This is a genomic window from Pedobacter indicus, from assembly GCF_003449035.1.
GTDB lineage: Bacteria > Bacteroidota > Bacteroidia > Sphingobacteriales > Sphingobacteriaceae > Albibacterium > Albibacterium indicum.
Genome location: NZ_QRGB01000001.1, coordinates 207848 through 225422, shown reverse-complemented (window position 1 = coordinate 225422; position 17575 = coordinate 207848). Strand labels below are relative to the sequence as shown.

Below are 17575 nucleotides of genomic sequence, written 5' to 3'. Positions count from 1 at the left end.
GGACTGTCTAACGTAAAACAATATTTTTATGGCAGTAAAAATGTCCTTACGTGAAACGGTTAAGATCTCGCTGCAATCCATCAGCAGCAATCGCCTGCGTACATTTTTAACTGCGCTGATTATTGCGATCGGTATCACCGCCCTCGTCGGTATCCTGACTTCGATCGACGCAATGGAGAAATCCATGACCGAATCGTTCTCTGCCATGGGTTCCAGTGCCTTTAATATTCAGAATAGAGGGCTCAATATCCGTATTGGAGGGCAGGGCGAACGACCGAAAAATTATCCGAATATCACGTACGAAGATGCAGTGGGGTTCAGAGATGAATTCAGTTTCCCATCCACCGTTTCTGTCAAAGTCTTTGTAACTGGCGGGTCTACCGTAAAGTACAAAAGTGAAAAGACCAATCCCAATATTTCCGTACAAGGGGGAGATGTTAACTTTCTCCAAACAGGTGGATATAAATTGGCTTTGGGGCGAAATTTTACACCGAGGGAATTGGAGTTGGGAAGCAATGTCGTGATTATCGGCACCAAGATAAAAAGCAGCCTGTTTAAACAGAATGAAGATCCGCTCAATAAAGTTATAACCGTTGGGAATATGCGCTTTACCATTATTGGCGTATTGGAAGAGAAAGGTTCCAGTGCGGGTATGGGAGGCGATAATACGACGATTATCCCGCTTGCCCGTGCCAGAGCCATCATGCCGGCGACGCGACCATCTTATACGATTACGGTCATGATGAGCCGTCCGGAAATGATGGATGCCGGGATTGGAGAGGCTACTGCTTTGTTCAGAAACATACGCGGCCTGGCGGTGAAACAGGAAAATAATTTTGAGATTACGAAGAGCGACGCAATTGTTCAGGCTTTAATGAGCAATTTAGCTTATGTAACCATGGGGGCAATCGTTATAGCGCTGATCACACTGGTTGGGGCGTCGATCGGCTTAATGAATATCATGCTGGTATCAGTAACCGAAAGGACAAGGGAAATTGGGTTGCGTAAAGCAGTAGGGGCTACACCTCAGCTAATCCGTCGCCAATTTCTGACGGAAGCAATTGTGATCTGTATTTTGGGGGGAATAGCTGGAATTCTTTTAGGTTTAATTATTGGCAATGCTGTCGCTCTTGTCCTAGAGGCTAGCTTCCTGATACCGTGGATATGGATCGTTGTTGGAATTGGTGTTTGTGTTATCGTAGGAATAATTTCCGGCTTTTATCCAGCCTCAAAAGCCTCTAAATTGGATCCCGTAGAGGCTCTCCGATATGAATAAGGGATCGCATACCAGCGATCCCTTATTTCACGGTTCCATTATATTTTCTGCTTAACCTTTGTATTGTTGTTTGTAATAATCAAGGTATTGTCCACTGGTCACTCTTTCCAACCATTCTTCATTTTCCAGGAACCAGTCGACTGTTTTCTCCAAACCTTCTTCAAAGGTAATGCTGGGTTTCCATCCCAGGTCCTTTTGCAATTTGCTGGAGTCGATAGCATAGCGAAGGTCATGCCCTGCGCGATCGGTGACATAGGTAATAAGTTTAGCAGACTCACCTTCGGAGCGTCCTAGTTTTTGATCCATCACCCGGCAAAGTAGTTGGATTAGATCAATGTTCGTCCATTCATTATGTCCACCGATATTATAGGTCGCTCCGGACGTCGCCTGATGATAAATCAGGTCAATTGCCCTGGCATGGTCTTCTACCCAAAGCCAGTCACGTACATTTTCCCCCTTTCCATAGATCGGAATAGGTCTTCTGTGTTTGATATTATTGATTGCCAGCGGTATCAGCTTTTCCGGGAAATGATGAGAACCATAATTATTGGAGCAGTTCGAGATGACAATATCGAGTCCATAGGTGTCACCATAAGCACGCACGAAATGATCGGAACTTGCTTTGGATGCCGAATAGGGTGAATGGGGGTCATAGCTCGTTTCTTCTGTAAAGAAGCCTTCTGCCCCTAGTGCCCCGTAAACCTCGTCGGTCGATACATGATAGAAACGATGCTGATCATAAGCACCCTCCCAAGTGCTGCGGGCTGCATTAAGCAGGTTCACGGTGCCAATTACGTTGGTCATCACAAAAGCAGAAGGGTCGCTAATGGAGCGGTCAACATGCGATTCCGCAGCCAGATGGATAATCCCATCTGGTCTCTCTTCCTCAAAGAGCTTGTTGATAAATTCAGCATCCACAATGTCACCTTTCACAAAGCGGTAGTTGGGTCTGCCTTCAATATCTTTTAGGTTTTCGAGGTTTCCTGCATAGGTGAGCTTGTCCAGATTGATGATCTCATAATCTAGATAGGTGTTCACCATTCGGCGAACCACATGAGAGCCGATAAACCCTGCTCCACCCGTCACAATAATTTTCTTCATGATTATTACTCCGTATCAAATGGATTTTCATTTTTTAGATATACTTCCCAAGCCCAGGCAGAGCGCATCATCTCCTCGATATCGAGTTCTGCCTTCCATCCCAGCTCCTCTGTCGATTTGGTTACGTCTCCCCATACTTGCTCCACGTCACCACTTCGGCGAGCGCCGATCTGGTAGTTTAATTTTTCTCCGGTTGCTTTTTCAAAGGCATGGATTACTTCGAGCACCGACGTCCCGTTCCCCGTTCCGATATTGAATACATCGTAATTTTTACCGGTTGAGTCTTTTTCTAGTAGTTGAATAGCAGCCACGTGTGCTTTTGCCAGATCGACTACGTGGATGTAGTCGCGGATAGCTGAACCATCTGCTGTGTTGTAGTCATCTCCATATACCGTAATCTTTTCACGTTTGCCAATTGCCGTCTGCGTTATAAAAGGGACTAGGTTTTGAGGAACACCAAGTGGTAGCTCGCCAATCAGGGCGCTTTTGTGTGCGCCGACCGGATTGAAATAACGGAGCGAAAGGATACGGAAATTCGGATTGCTAGCTGCAGTTTCACTTAAGATCTCTTCAGCAATCTGCTTGGTATTTCCGTATGGAGACTCGGCCTTCTTAACTTCAGCCGCTTCCGTAACGGGCAGTTCATCTGGTTGACCATATACCGTACAGCTGGATGAAAAGACAAAGTTCGTGCGTTTGCCCGAAAATGCATTGAGCAGGTTGATCAACGAAAAGAAATTATTGTAGTAGTATTTCAACGGTTTTTCTACCGACTCCCCGACAGCTTTGTAGGCTGCGAAGTGGATGACCCCTTCAATATCAGGATTGTCGCTGACGAACTTTTTTACTTTTTGTTCGTCACATAAATCAAAGTTGTGGAAAGCCGGTCTCTTACCCGTAATCTTTTCAATTTGTCCTAGAACACCAATATTGGAATTAGAAAGATTGTCCACGATAATTGGAGTATAACCAGCTTCGTAGAGTTCAACAACTGTATGTGATCCAATATATCCGGTTCCGCCGGTTACCAAAATTTTCTTCATTTTATCTGTTTTTATTTATTGTAATATGAAAAGTCCTTATGATTGATTTCTTTTTCCGGTAAGGATTTAAAGTATTCATAGGTGATTTTCAACCCTTCTTTTCGGCCAACTTTTGGTGTCCAATCAAGTAACTCTTTTGCCTTGGTGATATCAGGGCGGCGTTGTTTGGGGTCGTCTACCGGCAGGGCATGATAAACCACGCGTTGTTTTGTGCCAGTTAATTTGATAATTTCTTCAGCAAACTGATTAATGGTGATCTCATCAGGGTTGCCGATATTGACGGGCTGTGCATAATCACTCATCAAGAGCCGGAATATTCCCTCTACCTGATCGTCTACATAGCAAAATGAACGAGTTTGTGTCCCATCGCCAAACACGGTCAAATCTTCACCGCGAAGAGCCTGGCCGATAAAAGCGGGTAATACGCGACCATCGTTCAACCGCATTCTTGGTCCGTAGGTGTTAAATATACGGACAATTCGTGTTTCTAGATTATGGAAAGTATGGTAAGCCATGGTAATGGCTTCTTGAAAGCGTTTGGCTTCATCGTATACACCTCTCGGGCCAACAGGATTGACATTACCCCAGTAATCTTCCGTTTGCGGACTGATTGTCGGGTCCCCATAAACCTCTGATGTAGATGCAACTAAAATTCGTGCACCTTTTGCCCGGGCAAGACCCAGCAGATTATGCGTTCCGAGGGAGCCTACCTTCAAGGTCTGGATCGGAATCTTTAGGTAATCGATCGGGCTGGCAGGCGAGGCGAAATGCAGGATATAGTCGAGTTTTCCAGGAACGTGAACAAAGGTAGAAACGTCGTGCCGATAGAACTCAAAATTTTCCAGCGGGAACAAATGTTCGATATTCCGGAGGTCGCCGGTGATTAAATTATCCATGCCAATGACATGGAAGCCTTCCGCAATGAAGCGATCGCAAAGGTGTGAGCCTAAAAAGCCCGCTGCGCCTGTTATTAGTATCCGTTTTTTATCCATAATGAAGATTTATTATAATGATTACCTTTGGCGAAGGTAATTAATTTGGCAAAAACAAAATATTAAATTTATTACAAACATTTGTATTTTTAACTGTTCTTTCAATAAAAATAATAATTGGTTCTTTTTATGACTCTATTATATAGCATTGGTATTTCTTTTTTTCATTTCCTGATTCGAATCGGTGCTATTTTTGGTAAAAAGGCAAGGAAGTGGGTGGACGGACGGAAGGGTTTGCTGGAGAAGATTGAAAGCGATGTAGATTCGTCAAAAAAACATATTTGGTTCCATTTTGCATCCCTTGGCGAGTTTGAACAAGGGCGATCAGTACTCGAAGAGTTTAAAAAACGTTTTCCGGATAAACTTATCATTATTACGTTTTTCTCGCCTTCTGGCTATGAGATTCGCAAAAACTATTCTTTGGCCGAACACGTCTTTTATTTGCCTGCTGATTCAGCCTCAAACGCCAAGCGTTTTGTCGAGTTGATTAACCCGGAAATGGTCTTTTTTACGAAATATGACTATTGGTTGTTTTATTTCCGTGAACTAAAACGAGAGAATATACCGTTGTATATGGTTTCAGCGATTTATCGCCCAGATCAGGTGTTCTTCAAATGGTATGGCGGAATTTTCAGACAGATTCTAAGCTATGTTTCTCATTTTTTTGTACAAAACCAAGAGAGTATCAGCTTATTAAATCGGATTGGTCTGGAAAATGCTACGTTGAGCGGAGATACACGGTTCGATCGTGTGGTTGCTGTTTCGAAGAATGTTCGTGAGTTGCCGGTCATTTCCTATTTTGCAACGGGGCATCGGGTAATGGTCGCGGGCAGTACCTGGCCACAAGATTTGGAAAGGCTATTAGCATTTCATCAGGTATTTCCTGATTGGAAGTTGATCATTGCGCCGCATGAAGTAAGCAAAGAGAGTGTCGACTACACTCGTAAGTTGTTTTCTATGGCTGTTTTATTTTCTGAGCTGAGTGATCATATGCATAAAGAGCAGCTAAAGATGGATCAATCGAGGCAACGGGAAATAGACATGGATTTAATTTACCACGATACGGACACAGAAGCTGACACGATCCCAGAGCATAAAGCCCCGATTTTGATTATTGACAATGTGGGTATGCTTTCTTCACTCTACGGATATGGCGATATTGCCTATATCGGTGGCGGATTTGGTGCGGGTATTCACAATACGCTTGAAGCAGCAGCCTATGGCATGCCCGTTATTTTCGGTCCTAATTACCATAAATTTCAGGAAGCGAAAGATTTAATTCAGGCTAAAGCGGCTTACTCAATCAGTAATGAACGGGAGCTGATACTTGTGATGGATGAATTGATGGATTATAAAGTGCGCATCGAAGCGGGGAACCGTGCAGTCGGCTATGTTCAGCAGCAAGCCGGGGCAACGGAACGAATCGTGAACTTTATCGAAGATAGGCTTCCTTAACTAGAATGTGATAAAAAGATCAGAGGCGATTTGATCTGCGATTAATTTGCCTTGTTCTGTTAAGACATAGTGACCTTCTTTATTTTCAATTTTTCCTTTGTCGATGTACATATCTAAAGGCTTGCGCATTTCTAAGAGAAAATCAGAATCAAAGGTTTTCTCCAGATACGCATAATCGACCCCCCATTTGGTTCGGAGCGAGGTCATGATATATTCATTGAACTTATCTGATTCTCTTAGGATTTCTTTTTCAGCAGGTATTTGTTTGTCTGCCAAAGCTTGCAGGTACTTCATGTTGTTAGCTACGTTCCATTGTCGCTCCCTTCCATTGAACGAATGGGCAGAAGGGCCTATGCCTATATAAGGTACCCCTTGCCAATAACTGGTATTATGTTTTGAGTACTGTTGGTTTCGAGCGAAGTTCGAAATTTCATATTGTTCGTATCCATTTTCCCCCATTTTCTGCATCAAAAGAATAAACTGATCGGCGCTTTGTCCTTCGTTCATCGGCTGTTGTGTTCCTTTCCGGATGAAGGCGCCAAGAGCGGTCTGAGGTTCCACTGTCATGCTATAAGCAGAAAGATGGGGAACTTCAAATTCAGCCATCCGGTCGATATTATTGATCCATTTGGTATCTGACAATAGCGGATAACCATAGATCAGATCACACGTAATGTTTGTAAAGCCCGCATCCTGAGCACGTTTAATCGAGCTTTCAGCTTCCTGTGCATTATGAGCACGGTTCATCCACCTCAAGTCCTCCTCATAAAAGGATTGGACACCGATGCTGAAGCGGTTAACGGGAGTGCCGCGGAGATCTTTAACTTTTTCCGCAGTCAGGTCGTCCGGATTGGCTTCGAGGGTAATTTCGATAGTATTCTCAACCTGTTGGGTATGATAAATCATATCAATTATACGATTGATTTCCTGCGACGACAAGAGAGAGGGCGTACCGCCGCCAAAATAGATGCTCTTTATTGGCGTATTTTCTAAGTAATTCTTCCTCAATTCAATTTCCTGTAAAATAGCGCTAACCATATCATCTTTATGCCTCATGGACGTCGAAAAATGAAAATCACAATAATGACATGCTTGTTTACAGAAAGGGATGTGGATATAAATGCCGGCCATAGAAACAAAGGTAAGATGAAAATATGAGTTATTGGGAGTGAAATAACTTCCTCACCCTCGGCATATAATAATGCAGACTTATACCCCTGACAGATACGTATATGATAAAAGCAATCCACAGCCCTTTGTTTCCCAGATAGTGGCTTAACAATAGACTGCTAGCCAAAAACACAATAACGGAGACGATACTCGCATTTCGCATTTCTTTGCTCAACGTGGCACCAATGAACACGCCGTCCAATTGGAATGCATAAAAGGAAGTAAAAATATAAAGACATGCTAGCGGCAGGTAGCTATAGGCGAAACCTCGGACGGTGACATCCGTCGTTAAACCATTGATAGCCAGGTTGCCTCCAAAGAAGAACAGCAAAGCTAAAACCAGCGCCGTAGCACCAGCGAGTTCATTTGCAAGCTTTAACTCAGTTTGGAAAGCACGTTCATCTCGCGCGCCCAGGTTTCGACCTACCATCATTTCGACAACATAAGCATAACCGTCGAGAAAAAAAGCCGACAGTGATACAAATTGTAATAGGATGTGATTAGCTGCTAAAATGCCATCTCCAAAACCAGCTCCGCGGTTGGTAAACCATGCAAATCCGAATAAAAGAGCCAGTGTACGGATCATAATATTGCCGTTGGTTTGCATCATTTGACCGAATTCCTGCCTATTAAACAGTGTTTTCCAATGAATATTCTGAAGGGTCGGCGATAAGCGGTTGAGAATCTGCCACACCATCCATATTCCGAAAAAGAGGGAAGTCCATTCAGCTAATACGGTTCCCAAGGCGATGCCTTTAACACCGAACCCTAAGAAAACAACGAAAATTACATTCAGGATAATGTTTAGTCCATTCAGCACCAATTGCAAGACGAGAAGCTTTTTGGTTTCACCTAAACCGATAAGAATACCCAGCAGGGCATAGGTGCATAAGGTTGCAGGTGCACCCCAAATTCGCACATAGAAATAGTCGCCCACCAATTGTTTAATGGAAACACTTGTATCCAAAAGATGTAAGGCGACGGGTAGGATGAGTTGCTGTAAACAAATAAAGAGAATGCCAATCCCCAATGCTATCACCGCATAACGCAGCCCAATATTGCGTATTTCATCATGTTTCCCTGCCCCAAAAGCCTGAGAAACATAACCTGTCGTGCCCATTCTCAGAAAACCGAATCCCCAATATAGGAAGCTGAACACGAGCGCACCTAAAGCAATAGCGCCGATCTCTTGTGCGCCGCCGGTATGGCCGATAGCAGCTGTGTCCACAAGTCCCAACAGAGGTACACTTGCATTGGCCAATATGATGGGAAAGGCTTTTTTGGCAATCGCCAAGTGATTTTTCATCTTGCGGCCAAATCTAAGGATTTTACTTAAAAATCAATCCCCATATAAATTGAACGAAAACAAATACCAAAATAATTGCTGCAATATTTAAGGCAAATCCGGCTCGGATCATCTCAGGGATTGTCACTTTTCCCGAACTAAAGACAATGGCGTTCGGTGGTGTGGCAACCGGCATCATAAATGCGCAAGAGGCCGCAATAGCCGCTCCCGCTAGCAGCGGCAGTACATCCATATTCAACGAAATGCCGATGGTAATCAGCACCGGCAAGATCATGCTGGCCGTTGCTGTATTGGATGTGATTTCGGTTAAAAAGTTGATGCCTGCAATAATCAGAATTGTAAAGACGGCCACCGGTAGGAAATCAAGATAAGCAAAATGCTCTCCGAGCCAGACGGTCAGATCCGTGCTCGAGAAGCCATGGGCAATGACCAAGCCGGCTCCAAAGAGAAGGAGAACATCCCAAGGTATTTTCTTGGCTGCCTCCCAATTCATAAGCGGACCTTTGCCATCGCCTGCCGGGACGGTGAACATCATCATCGCTCCGACGATCGCGATGATGGTATCGTCCAACATCGGTAAAATACCATTCCAAAGAAATGACCGACTGATCCACAGGAAGGCCACCAATACAAACACAACAGCCACCCGTTTTTCGACAAGCGACATTTTACCCAGACTGTCTAGTCCATAGTTTGCCGGCTCGGTATCTTTTTCGGTTGTATACCTTGTTAAGGTAAACCAAGTGGCCAGCAAGAGAATAGCAGCAAACGGCGTCGCAAACAACATCCAGTTTAAGAAAGAAATCTCGTAGCCTAGTGATTCTTTTACAATTCCGGCTAAAATAATATTGGGCGGTGTGCCGATTAACGTGCCTATTCCGCCAATGGAAGCAGCGTAAGCGATACCCAACATCAGGTTTTTAGAAAAAGGTTGCCGATCGCCGAAATGGCTGGCAACAGAAATACCGATTGGTAACATCATGATTGCCGTTGCCGTATTGGATATCCACATGGATAGGAACCCCGTAGCCACCATAAAGCCTAAGATTACTTTTTTCTCGCTGGTTCCAACAATCTTGATAAGATTAAAAGCGATACGCTTATGCAGACCTGAACGTTCTATTGCCAATCCGATTACAAAGCCGCCCATAAACAAAAAGATATAAGGATTCCCGTAGGAGCTGGTCGTTTCCGAGACTGTTAACGCACCCGACAGCGGGAAAATAATAATTGGAAGGATCGACGTAACAGGAAGTTCAACTGCTTCGGTAATCCACCAGAAAGCGACCCATATTGTACAGGCTAAGACGGCTCTTCCTTGTGGGGATAGACCCTCGAAAGGAACAAAGTTAACAAGCAAAAAGAGCAAAGGACCAACAATGAAGTTGATCGTCTTCAAATTTTTCTTAATCATGAGTTGCTCGTTATAGGTCGTTGCAAAATACGGCCTCGATTAATCGGGTTTGAAGATATAAAAAAATAACAATCATTCAATATGCATAATGCGTTTTATTTAAATCCTCTTAAGACCTTGTTCGGATCCATAGGCGAATTATTGCCGAGTTATTTGCTGATATATCCCTATTTTCGTCGATTTATACGGGAGTAATAGGGAATCATTAGGCAATTAATCGTTAAATACCCTTTACAAGTTTTCACCAAGATACTTGAAAGTGATTTTTGTTTCTTCCGTTCTATAGTTCAGCGCTTCGATAAGCGAACTTATTCAGAGTAGACGTTTTTCAACCCAATGAAATACATCGATAAAAGCTGGGTTCAGTTCTTTCATTGTCGAATCGATCGCTTCGATTGTATTCTTAGTTTCAAAGTCAGTGAATTTTTCGACCCAGACTCTGCGGCCGATTTGATCGAGGGCGTGGACCAGGCTCTTCGGGCGGTCATAATTTCCTAAGTAACGGCTTTCAATAAAATTTTTTAAAAATTTATGAAAGCCTCCCGTATCCTGAACGCCGAGTTGAACCATAAATCGATCTAAGACGGAAGGGTCACAGCTTTCTAGTTGTTGGTAAAACTCTGCGGCAATCACTTTTTTATTTTGGATTAACAGCGCATCCAGAATAAGCTCGTAGCCGATGTGGGCGAGAAAAAAAGGACGCTTGGGAGGCTCCGTGAAAACATGGACAAGTTTCTTCCGCAGATGAGAGGTATGTGCTGAAAATGGCGCAGAGCTATGGAAGATACGGTCAACTTCAATATGCAGCAACCAGCCCTTGATAAGCCAACTCATATCGTCGCCATCCGGAACTACGTCTATTTCATGAAATTTCCAATCGTGGTGATGATTTCTGAAGAGGTCAGGTAGTACAGCCCCCATGGTATAGTAGGGGTTTGCTGTAGATTGTGTATAGTAGAAATGCGACAAAAAATTCATATCTGCTCCTCAGGGGTAAGATAGGAAAAAGCACGGTATTTGTAGGATAGTCTTGGTAAAAATTATGTTTATTTGTATATGACTCCCTATGAAGAACGCATCTGGCCCGAATTGTCTTATTGGCAAATGAAGATGCAGAAAAAAGCCTCCATTACGAATCGGCTGACTAAGAAAGTGCAAGTAAAATTGAATAGCATGATTCCTGAAAAAGTTCACCAGGGAATTACGTATGCTATTGAAAAGATGGTGAACGGAGTTTTGTTTGGGACGAAATACATCACGCCGAAACCGAAAGTGGATGCGTCTTTTCAATTACAGGAGGCGTATGTAAAGAAGCAAATCAAGTTTTACCAAAAGACAGCTTCCGTAGAAGGTGCGGTGACCGGCGCAGGTGGTTTGGTGATGGGCTTTGTTGATTTTCCTGCCTTTCTGGCGATTAAGATGAAGATGCTTTTTGAAGTTGCTGCGCTTTATGGCTATAACGTAAAAGACTTTAAAGAGCGTTTATTTATCCTGTACATATTTCAGTTGACATTCTCAAGTCAGCAAGGACGCAATGAGGTTTATAAGATTGTAGCTGACTGGGAGCATTACAGTGAAAATCTGCCGGAAGATGTGGAGAGTTTTGACTGGAGAACCTTTCAGCAGGAATATCGAGATTATATCGATTTGGCTAAACTGGCACAATTAATTCCAATCATTGGAGCGGCCGTTGGTGCGGTTGCTAACTATCAGTTAGTAAAACAATTGGGGAAGGTAGCGATGAATAGTTATCGTATGCGACACTTCAAGGGAATTTCCTAACTTTGTAGGATAATAACGGATATGGATACGACAGTTGGTAAAAAGCTTCCCGGGGTTTATTGTAATTCCCTGATACACTATTCGCGGTTCCAGACTCGCGAAGTTCATATTGGTGATGTGCCGATGGGAGCTAATAATCCCATTCGTATTCAAAGCATGACAACGGTTGACACCATGGATACGCAAGGCTCCATTGAGCAAACGTTGAAAATGGTGGATGCTGGCTGTGAGTATGTGCGTATTACCGCCCCGAGCATTAAAGAAGCGAATAATCTTGCTGAGATAAAAAAACAATTGCGACTACAGGGTTGCAAGGTTCCTTTAATTGCTGATATCCATTTTACACCGAACGCTGCGGAAGTGGCTGCCCGGATTGTTGAGAAAGTGCGGATTAATCCGGGTAATTATGCAGATAAAAAGAAATTTAATGAGTTAAGCTATACGGAGGCTGAATATCAAAACGAGCTGGAGCGTATTTATAAGAAATTTGCTCCGCTGGTAAAAGTTTGTAAGGAGTACGGTACGGCCATGCGGATCGGTACGAACCATGGTTCTTTGTCGGACCGCATCATGAGTCACTATGGCGACACACCAGAGGGAATGGTTGAGTCGGCTATGGAGTTCATTCGTATGTGTGAGGATCTGAAGTTTTATAATTTGGTCATTTCGATGAAGTCGAGTAATCCACAAGTGATGATCCAGGCTTACCGGCAGTTGGTTGAGAAGATGACCGGAGAGGGGATGAACTATCCGCTGCATTTGGGGGTGACGGAAGCGGGAGACGGTGAAGATGGCCGGATTAAATCGGCCGTCGGTATCGGAACGCTACTAGAAGACGGTTTGGGAGATACGGTACGGGTTTCATTAACAGAAGAGCCGGAGTTGGAAGCACCGGTGGCGATCGCGATGGTCAACCGCTATGAGCAGCGTAGACGTAATGAAGTTTCTCCAGAAGCATTCACTTCGTTTAAGGAGATGTGCTTGCCGGCGCGAGATTCTTTGCGACGTGAGACGGCGGATGTGAACAATTTTATCGGCAGCAGTCAGGTTCCGAGGGTAGTAGCGGATATTTCGAGAGAAAACCTAAAAGATCCTTTTATTCTGAAGGCAGTAGGCTATCGTTACGATGTTTTACTGGACAAATACCATATGGGCGAGCAGTCAGTCGATTTTGTTTATCTTGCTGATCAGTTGCCTTCATTTACGATGCCTGCCAACCTAAAACAGGTTTATGATTTTCAGGTATGGAAGGATATTGTGAATCGAGCGAATATCCATCCATTATTTAGCTTAGCGGAGTATGTATCGGCCAAAGAACGTGATCCGCAGATGAACCTTGTTGCTATCAATACAGATGATATTGATGGAGATCTGTTTGGGGAACTGGAGTTTGATAAATCGTTGGTATTGGTATTGGAGACCGATCATGAGCATGGAATGGCAGATCAGCGTTGGTTTTTCTGTAAGCTGGTAGAGCTGGGGATCGATGTTCCGGTTATTATTAAAAGAAGTTATAACCCCGACGAGTTTAATGGGCCTGTTGGTGAGTTGGAGAGCCCTGAAGAGCCGGTATCTAAGTTGCAGATTTATGCCGGCACCGATTTTGGCGGTTTGCTGACTGAAGGTTATGGGGATGGGATTTGGATCGATTCCCCGTCAACAGCACTGAACCATGTTGCGTCGATTTCTTTCGGGATTTTGCAGGCAACCCGCTCTAGAATATCAAAAACAGAATATATTTCTTGCCCGAGCTGCGGTCGGACGCTCTTCGACCTACAAGAAACAACCCAATTGATCCGAAGCCGGACCAATCATTTAAAAGGGCTGAAAATTGGCATCATGGGTTGTATTGTCAATGGGCCAGGAGAAATGGCAGATGCTGATTATGGCTATGTCGGGGCCGGCCCTGGTAAAATAACCTTATACAGAGGTAAACAGGTAGTAAAGAAGAATGTTGATACAAGTGCCGCGTTGGATGAATTGATCGAGATCATCAGGGAGGATGGTAAGTGGGTTGACACTGAGGATGTTAAGTAGTTGTTCTATTTATAAACGTTCTAAATATAGCTGTTTTACAAACAATTGACAATGGGCATGTGCCTTATTGTTTATTTTTGTAGCTGTTTTAAAAGCACTATACAATACCTTGAAAAATCTTAAAGTAATTGCATATACGCATAAAAATGTGGATCTGAAGGATCTGGGTAACCTAGTGATCTGTGATGAGGAGTTGGATCCGAAGTTGTTGCAATTAAAAAACATCTTAAAAACAAGTGAACTTTTTTATATCGGAACATGTAATCGGGTGGAATTTGTTTTTTACGATGAGAATAAACTTGACGATGAATTCAAAGAACGTTTCTTTGAAGCTCTTAGTATTTCCGTTCCCGAGTGCAAGTTTAGTCCGGTTTTATCGCAACTGGAATCATATGAGGGCTTAGAGGCCATTAACCATCTGTTTCGTATTTCTTGTTCTTTGGAAAGCCTGGTTGTAGGTGAGAAAGAAATATTGGCACAGGTAAGAAAAGCATATGAACGTTCCAGGGCGGCTGGTTTTACGGGCGATTTTATGCGTATGCTGATGAATCAACTGGTGAAAACCGCCAAAGAGGTATACACAAGAACAGATATTTCGCGGAAGCCAATTTCTGTTGTGTCTTTAGCTTATCGTAGCCTGCGTGATTTAGGTCTGGTAGAAAATCCGCGCTTCCTAATTGTGGGGGCAGGAGAAACCAATCAAAACATCGCTAAGTACATCCAGAAACATAAAGACTCGGAATTTATTGTTTTTAATCGCACTGTAGAAAAGGCCGAGGCTTTAGCGAAAGAGCTAAATGGTAAAGCATATCCATTATCTGAGTTGGAAAACTATAGGGGAGGTTTTGATGTACTGATCACTTGTACCGGTTCTACGGAAGCGATTATCACCAATGAGATTTACCAAAAATTGATTGGTGACGATCATAGTAAGAAAACGATCATTGATTTAGCTGTTCCAAATGATATCTCGGAAGATGTGCTCAAGAACAATGCGATAAATTACATCGAAGTGAGCAGCCTACAATCAATCGCTAATAAAAACCTTCAGGATCGGTACGAAGAGCTGGTGCATGCTGAGCGGATCATCGACGAGAATATACAAGAGTTTCTGCCGTTATTAAAACAGCGCAAAGTAGAACTCGCCATGCGCGAAGTGCCGCAAAAAGTTAAAGAGATCAACTCTTTTGCGCTGAATACCGTTTTTGCCCGTGAAGTAGGTTCGTTAGATGAAAATTCAAGAGCGGTGTTAGAAAAGGTAGTAAATTATCTTGAGAAGAAATATATTAGCGTCCCCATGGTTATGGCGAAAGAGATCTTGGTAAAGAATAGCGAGATAGAATAATTTCTGTTATTTTAGCGTCTGTTTACTTTATTATTTAAGGAGATTACTGTGGAGAAAACTTTTACTATTGGAACTAGGGGCAGTGAACTGGCGCTTTGGCAAGCCAATCATATAAAAGATCGGTTAGCGGAGTTTGGATATCAAGCTGAACTTAAAGTCATAAAAACCCAGGGCGACCATATTCAACATCTGCGCTTAGACAAGTTAGAGGGGAAGGGCTTCTTTACCAAAGAGCTTGAAGAAGAACTTCTTTCCGGTTCAATAGATATTGCCGTTCACTCCCATAAAGACCTGCCAACGACGAACCCTCCGGGACTTATCATTGCAGCTGTTTCTGAACGGGAGGATCCTTCTGAGTTGCTACTGATTTTAAAAGATTGCGTTGATACAAAAAAGAAACTAGCATTAAAGCATAATGCTATTGTTGGTACTTCTTCGAACCGACGGAAATCACAATTGTTGGCTTTACGGCCAGATTTGGAGATTGAGGATCTGAGAGGAAATATTAATACCCGAATTCAAAAACTTCGTGACGAGAATTACGATGCGATTATGATAGCCAAGGCAGGGGTTGAGAGGATTCAGATCGATCTCAGTGAGTTCCATATTGAAGTAATTAATCCAACAGAGATTGTGCCGGCGCCCGCACAGGGGGTATTGGCGGTACAGATCAACGAAAATAATGAGGAGCTTAAGGAGATTTTAAAGAAGATTAATGTGGAGGCGGTTCAGGAAGCGATCGCTGTGGAGCGTAAGGTTTTAAATCTTTTTGATGGAGGATGTCACTTACCTTTAGGCTGTTATTGCCGTTTTGAGAATGGTCAGTTTGAAGTGTGGACGGCCATGGCACAGACGAGCAATCATTTCCCTGATCGGGTTTTTATGTCTGCAAAAAGCACCGAAGGGCTGGCTGAGAAAATATTTGATATCTACACCAACAAGGAACGGAAACTACCGGGCAGTGTTTTTATCAGTCGTGATATCGATGAAAATAGCTATCTGTCTAAAGCGTTAAAGAAGCATAATATTACCTTAGAAGGTGAGTCGCTTATTCGGATTTACCCGATAATCAACCGTCTTGATCCGTTTATATTGAAGCATGTAGACTGGATATTCTTTAATAGTAAGAATGGCATTGAAAATTTCTTTAGTTTGGAACCACGATTAAGTAAGAAAACGAAATTTGCTGTTGTGGGTAGAGGGTCTGAAGCCATGTTAAAACAGTATGGGCGCGAAGTATCTTATACTGGACAGGATGAAGGAATTGACACGGAAGAGATTGGTAGGGCATTTGCAGCTATGAATCCAAATACAACAGTATTATTTCCATGTGCGAAGGGTTCATACCGGACTATCCAAAGCCAGATGACCGAAGATATAAAAGTTATCGACCTGCCTGTATATGAAACGGTTCTGGCAGACGATGTTTCTAAGACAAATGCTGATGTTCTAATTTTTACAAGCCCGAGCAATGTGGATGCGTATTTTGCAAATAACTTAATCGACCCGGGACAGAAGGTAATCAGTATTGGCTATTCAACGGGAAAGAAATTGGAAGAATATGGTGTTTCCTATACCTTGCCTTATTCACCGGATGAAATTGGTTTGGCTGAAGCTGTATTTGCCCTGTCGTTATAGGGTGTCTTCATAAGGCAGTTTTGAAAATTTAAAAAATTACGATCATGATTATAAGACCACGACGATTGCGGCGCAATGCCATTATCAGGAATATGGTAGCCGAGACAAGATTGATAAAAGATATGTTAGTATATCCTTATTTTGTTATGCCCGGTGAAGGCATTAAACACGAAATAGAGGCTATGCCCGGCATCTACCATTTTTCGATTGATACGTTGATTGAAGATGTGAGAAAGGGTCTGGATCTGGGAATTGAGAAGGTTCTGTTATTTGGTGTTGGGGAAGAGAAAACTGAGGACGCATCATCGTGCTATCATAATAATTCAATTGTGGTGAAAGCAATTGAGGCTTTGAAAAAAGAGTTTCAAGATAGCATTTATATCATTACGGATGTATGTGCATGTGCTTATACAACACACGGACATTGTGGGGTTCTGAAAGACGGTTATGTACAAAACGATGAAACCGTCGAAGTGTTGGCGAAGATGGCGCTTTCTCATGCAAGGGCAGGTGCCGATATGGTGGCTCCGTCAGACATGATGGACGGTCGAGTAGCCGGTATCCGGAATTTGCTTGATGAAAATGGATTTGAGCAAGTTGGAATTATGAGCTATAGTGTGAAGTTTGCATCTGCTTATTACGGACCCTTCCGGGAGGCGGCGGATTCATCTCCGTCGTCGGGCGATCGGAAAGCCTATCAAATGGACTACCGCAACTCTCGGGAATCCATTCGCGAAGCTTTACTGGATGAAGATGAAGGGGCAGATATCTTAATGGTGAAGCCCGCATTGGCTTATCTGGACGTAATCAGAGAGGTGAAAGAAAGTACGTCTTTACCGTTGGCAGCATACAATGTTTCAGGTGAATATTCGATCGTGAAAATTGGTGCGCGTGAAGGCTTGATCGACGAAAAGTCGTTGGTTTTAGAGAATATGTATGCTTTTGCCAGAGCTGGAGCAGATATTATTATTACCTACCATGCACGTGACTTGGTTGAAAAAGGTTGGTTGGAATAA

14 protein-coding genes are annotated in these 17575 nt (G+C 43.2%); 7 read left to right on the top strand and 7 right to left on the bottom strand.

Features of this window, described 5'->3' with window-relative positions:
- The first annotated feature begins 28 nt into the window (after window positions 1-28).
- A complete protein-coding gene (locus tag D3P12_RS01155; protein WP_118193271.1) occupies window positions 29-1276 on the top strand; it encodes an ABC transporter permease in 1248 nt (415 codons plus the stop codon).
- Between the two features lie 51 nt (window positions 1277-1327).
- On the opposite strand, the gene rfbB is transcribed toward D3P12_RS01155, so the two are convergent.
- The 3 genes from rfbB to D3P12_RS01140 are packed head-to-tail and all read right to left on the bottom strand — an operon-like array spanning window position 1328 to window position 4412.
- Window positions 1328-2377, bottom strand: a complete 1050-nt coding sequence (gene rfbB, locus D3P12_RS01150) for a dTDP-glucose 4,6-dehydratase (RefSeq protein ID WP_118193270.1) — start codon at window positions 2375-2377, stop codon at window positions 1328-1330.
- A 5-nt stretch (window positions 2378-2382) separates the two neighbouring features.
- Window positions 2383-3420 carry a UDP-glucose 4-epimerase GalE gene (gene galE, locus D3P12_RS01145; RefSeq protein ID WP_118193269.1) on the bottom strand — a complete coding sequence of 346 codons (1038 nt, stop codon included), beginning with the start codon at window positions 3418-3420 and terminating at the stop codon, window positions 2383-2385.
- Window positions 3421-3431: 11 nt separating this feature from the next.
- The gene (locus tag D3P12_RS01140) at window positions 3432-4412 is read right to left on the bottom strand and encodes a UDP-glucuronic acid decarboxylase family protein (RefSeq protein WP_118193268.1); all 981 of its coding nucleotides are present in this window, start codon (window positions 4410-4412) and stop codon (window positions 3432-3434) included.
- A 129-nt stretch (window positions 4413-4541) separates the two neighbouring features.
- Here D3P12_RS01140 and D3P12_RS01135 point away from each other — a divergent pair, with 129 nt between their 5' ends.
- Window positions 4542-5867 carry a 3-deoxy-D-manno-octulosonic acid transferase gene (locus D3P12_RS01135; protein WP_118196921.1) on the top strand — a complete coding sequence of 442 codons (1326 nt, stop codon included), beginning with the start codon at window positions 4542-4544 and terminating at the stop codon, window positions 5865-5867.
- Here D3P12_RS01135 and hemW read toward each other — a convergent pair whose 3' ends face one another.
- The 4 genes from hemW to D3P12_RS01115 form a co-directional block, all read right to left on the bottom strand.
- Window positions 5868-6998, bottom strand: coding sequence for a radical SAM family heme chaperone HemW (hemW, locus tag D3P12_RS01130; protein WP_118193267.1), 1131 nt, complete (start codon window positions 6996-6998; stop codon window positions 5868-5870). It abuts the gene before it with no gap.
- 28 nt (window positions 6999-7026) lie between these two features.
- Window positions 7027-8343: an MATE family efflux transporter gene (locus D3P12_RS01125; RefSeq protein ID WP_118193266.1), complete on the bottom strand. Its 1317-nt coding sequence runs from the start codon at window positions 8341-8343 to the stop codon at window positions 7027-7029.
- Between the two features lie 22 nt (window positions 8344-8365).
- Window positions 8366-9757: an SLC13 family permease gene (locus D3P12_RS01120; RefSeq protein ID WP_118193265.1), complete on the bottom strand. Its 1392-nt coding sequence runs from the start codon at window positions 9755-9757 to the stop codon at window positions 8366-8368.
- 312 nt (window positions 9758-10069) lie between these two features.
- Complete coding sequence (locus D3P12_RS01115) at window positions 10070-10735, bottom strand: ACP phosphodiesterase (protein WP_118193264.1); 666 nt, start codon at window positions 10733-10735, stop codon at window positions 10070-10072.
- A 78-nt stretch (window positions 10736-10813) separates the two neighbouring features.
- Here D3P12_RS01115 and D3P12_RS01110 point away from each other — a divergent pair, with 78 nt between their 5' ends.
- The 5 genes from D3P12_RS01110 (at window position 10814) to hemB (ending at window position 17575) form a co-directional block, all read left to right on the top strand.
- Window positions 10814-11539, top strand: a complete 726-nt coding sequence (locus D3P12_RS01110) for an EcsC family protein (protein ID WP_118193263.1) — start codon at window positions 10814-10816, stop codon at window positions 11537-11539.
- A 21-nt stretch (window positions 11540-11560) separates the two neighbouring features.
- Window positions 11561-13576, top strand: a complete 2016-nt coding sequence (ispG, locus tag D3P12_RS01105; RefSeq protein ID WP_205941047.1) for a (E)-4-hydroxy-3-methylbut-2-enyl-diphosphate synthase — start codon at window positions 11561-11563, stop codon at window positions 13574-13576.
- A 109-nt stretch (window positions 13577-13685) separates the two neighbouring features.
- On the top strand, window positions 13686-14921 hold the full coding sequence (gene hemA, locus D3P12_RS01100; protein ID WP_118196920.1) for a glutamyl-tRNA reductase: 1236 nt from the start codon (window positions 13686-13688) through the stop codon (window positions 14919-14921).
- 48 nt (window positions 14922-14969) lie between these two features.
- Window positions 14970-16559: a hydroxymethylbilane synthase gene (hemC, locus tag D3P12_RS01095; protein ID WP_118193261.1), complete on the top strand. Its 1590-nt coding sequence runs from the start codon at window positions 14970-14972 to the stop codon at window positions 16557-16559.
- Between the two features lie 44 nt (window positions 16560-16603).
- Entirely contained in the window at window positions 16604-17575 is a 972-nt protein-coding gene (hemB, locus tag D3P12_RS01090) for a porphobilinogen synthase (RefSeq protein ID WP_118193260.1), read from the top strand.

Coding starts and splice junctions, on each gene's coding strand:
- D3P12_RS01155 (WP_118193271.1), top strand. CDS start 29: ATGGCAGTAAAAATGTCCTTACGTGAAACGGTTAAGATCTCGCTGCAA.
- rfbB (WP_118193270.1), bottom strand. CDS start 2,377: ATGAAGAAAATTATTGTGACGGGTGGAGCAGGGTTTATCGGCTCTCAT.
- galE (WP_118193269.1), bottom strand. CDS start 3,420: ATGAAGAAAATTTTGGTAACCGGCGGAACCGGATATATTGGATCACAT.
- D3P12_RS01140 (WP_118193268.1), bottom strand. CDS start 4,412: ATGGATAAAAAACGGATACTAATAACAGGCGCAGCGGGCTTTTTAGGC.
- D3P12_RS01135 (WP_118196921.1), top strand. CDS start 4,542: ATGACTCTATTATATAGCATTGGTATTTCTTTTTTTCATTTCCTGATT.
- hemW (WP_118193267.1), bottom strand. CDS start 6,998: ATGGCCGGCATTTATATCCACATCCCTTTCTGTAAACAAGCATGTCAT.
- D3P12_RS01125 (WP_118193266.1), bottom strand. CDS start 8,343: ATGAAAAATCACTTGGCGATTGCCAAAAAAGCCTTTCCCATCATATTG.
- D3P12_RS01120 (WP_118193265.1), bottom strand. CDS start 9,757: ATGATTAAGAAAAATTTGAAGACGATCAACTTCATTGTTGGTCCTTTG.
- D3P12_RS01115 (WP_118193264.1), bottom strand. CDS start 10,735: ATGAATTTTTTGTCGCATTTCTACTATACACAATCTACAGCAAACCCC.
- D3P12_RS01110 (WP_118193263.1), top strand. CDS start 10,814: ATGACTCCCTATGAAGAACGCATCTGGCCCGAATTGTCTTATTGGCAA.
- ispG (WP_205941047.1), top strand. CDS start 11,561: ATGGATACGACAGTTGGTAAAAAGCTTCCCGGGGTTTATTGTAATTCC.
- hemB (WP_118193260.1), top strand. CDS start 16,604: ATGATTATAAGACCACGACGATTGCGGCGCAATGCCATTATCAGGAAT.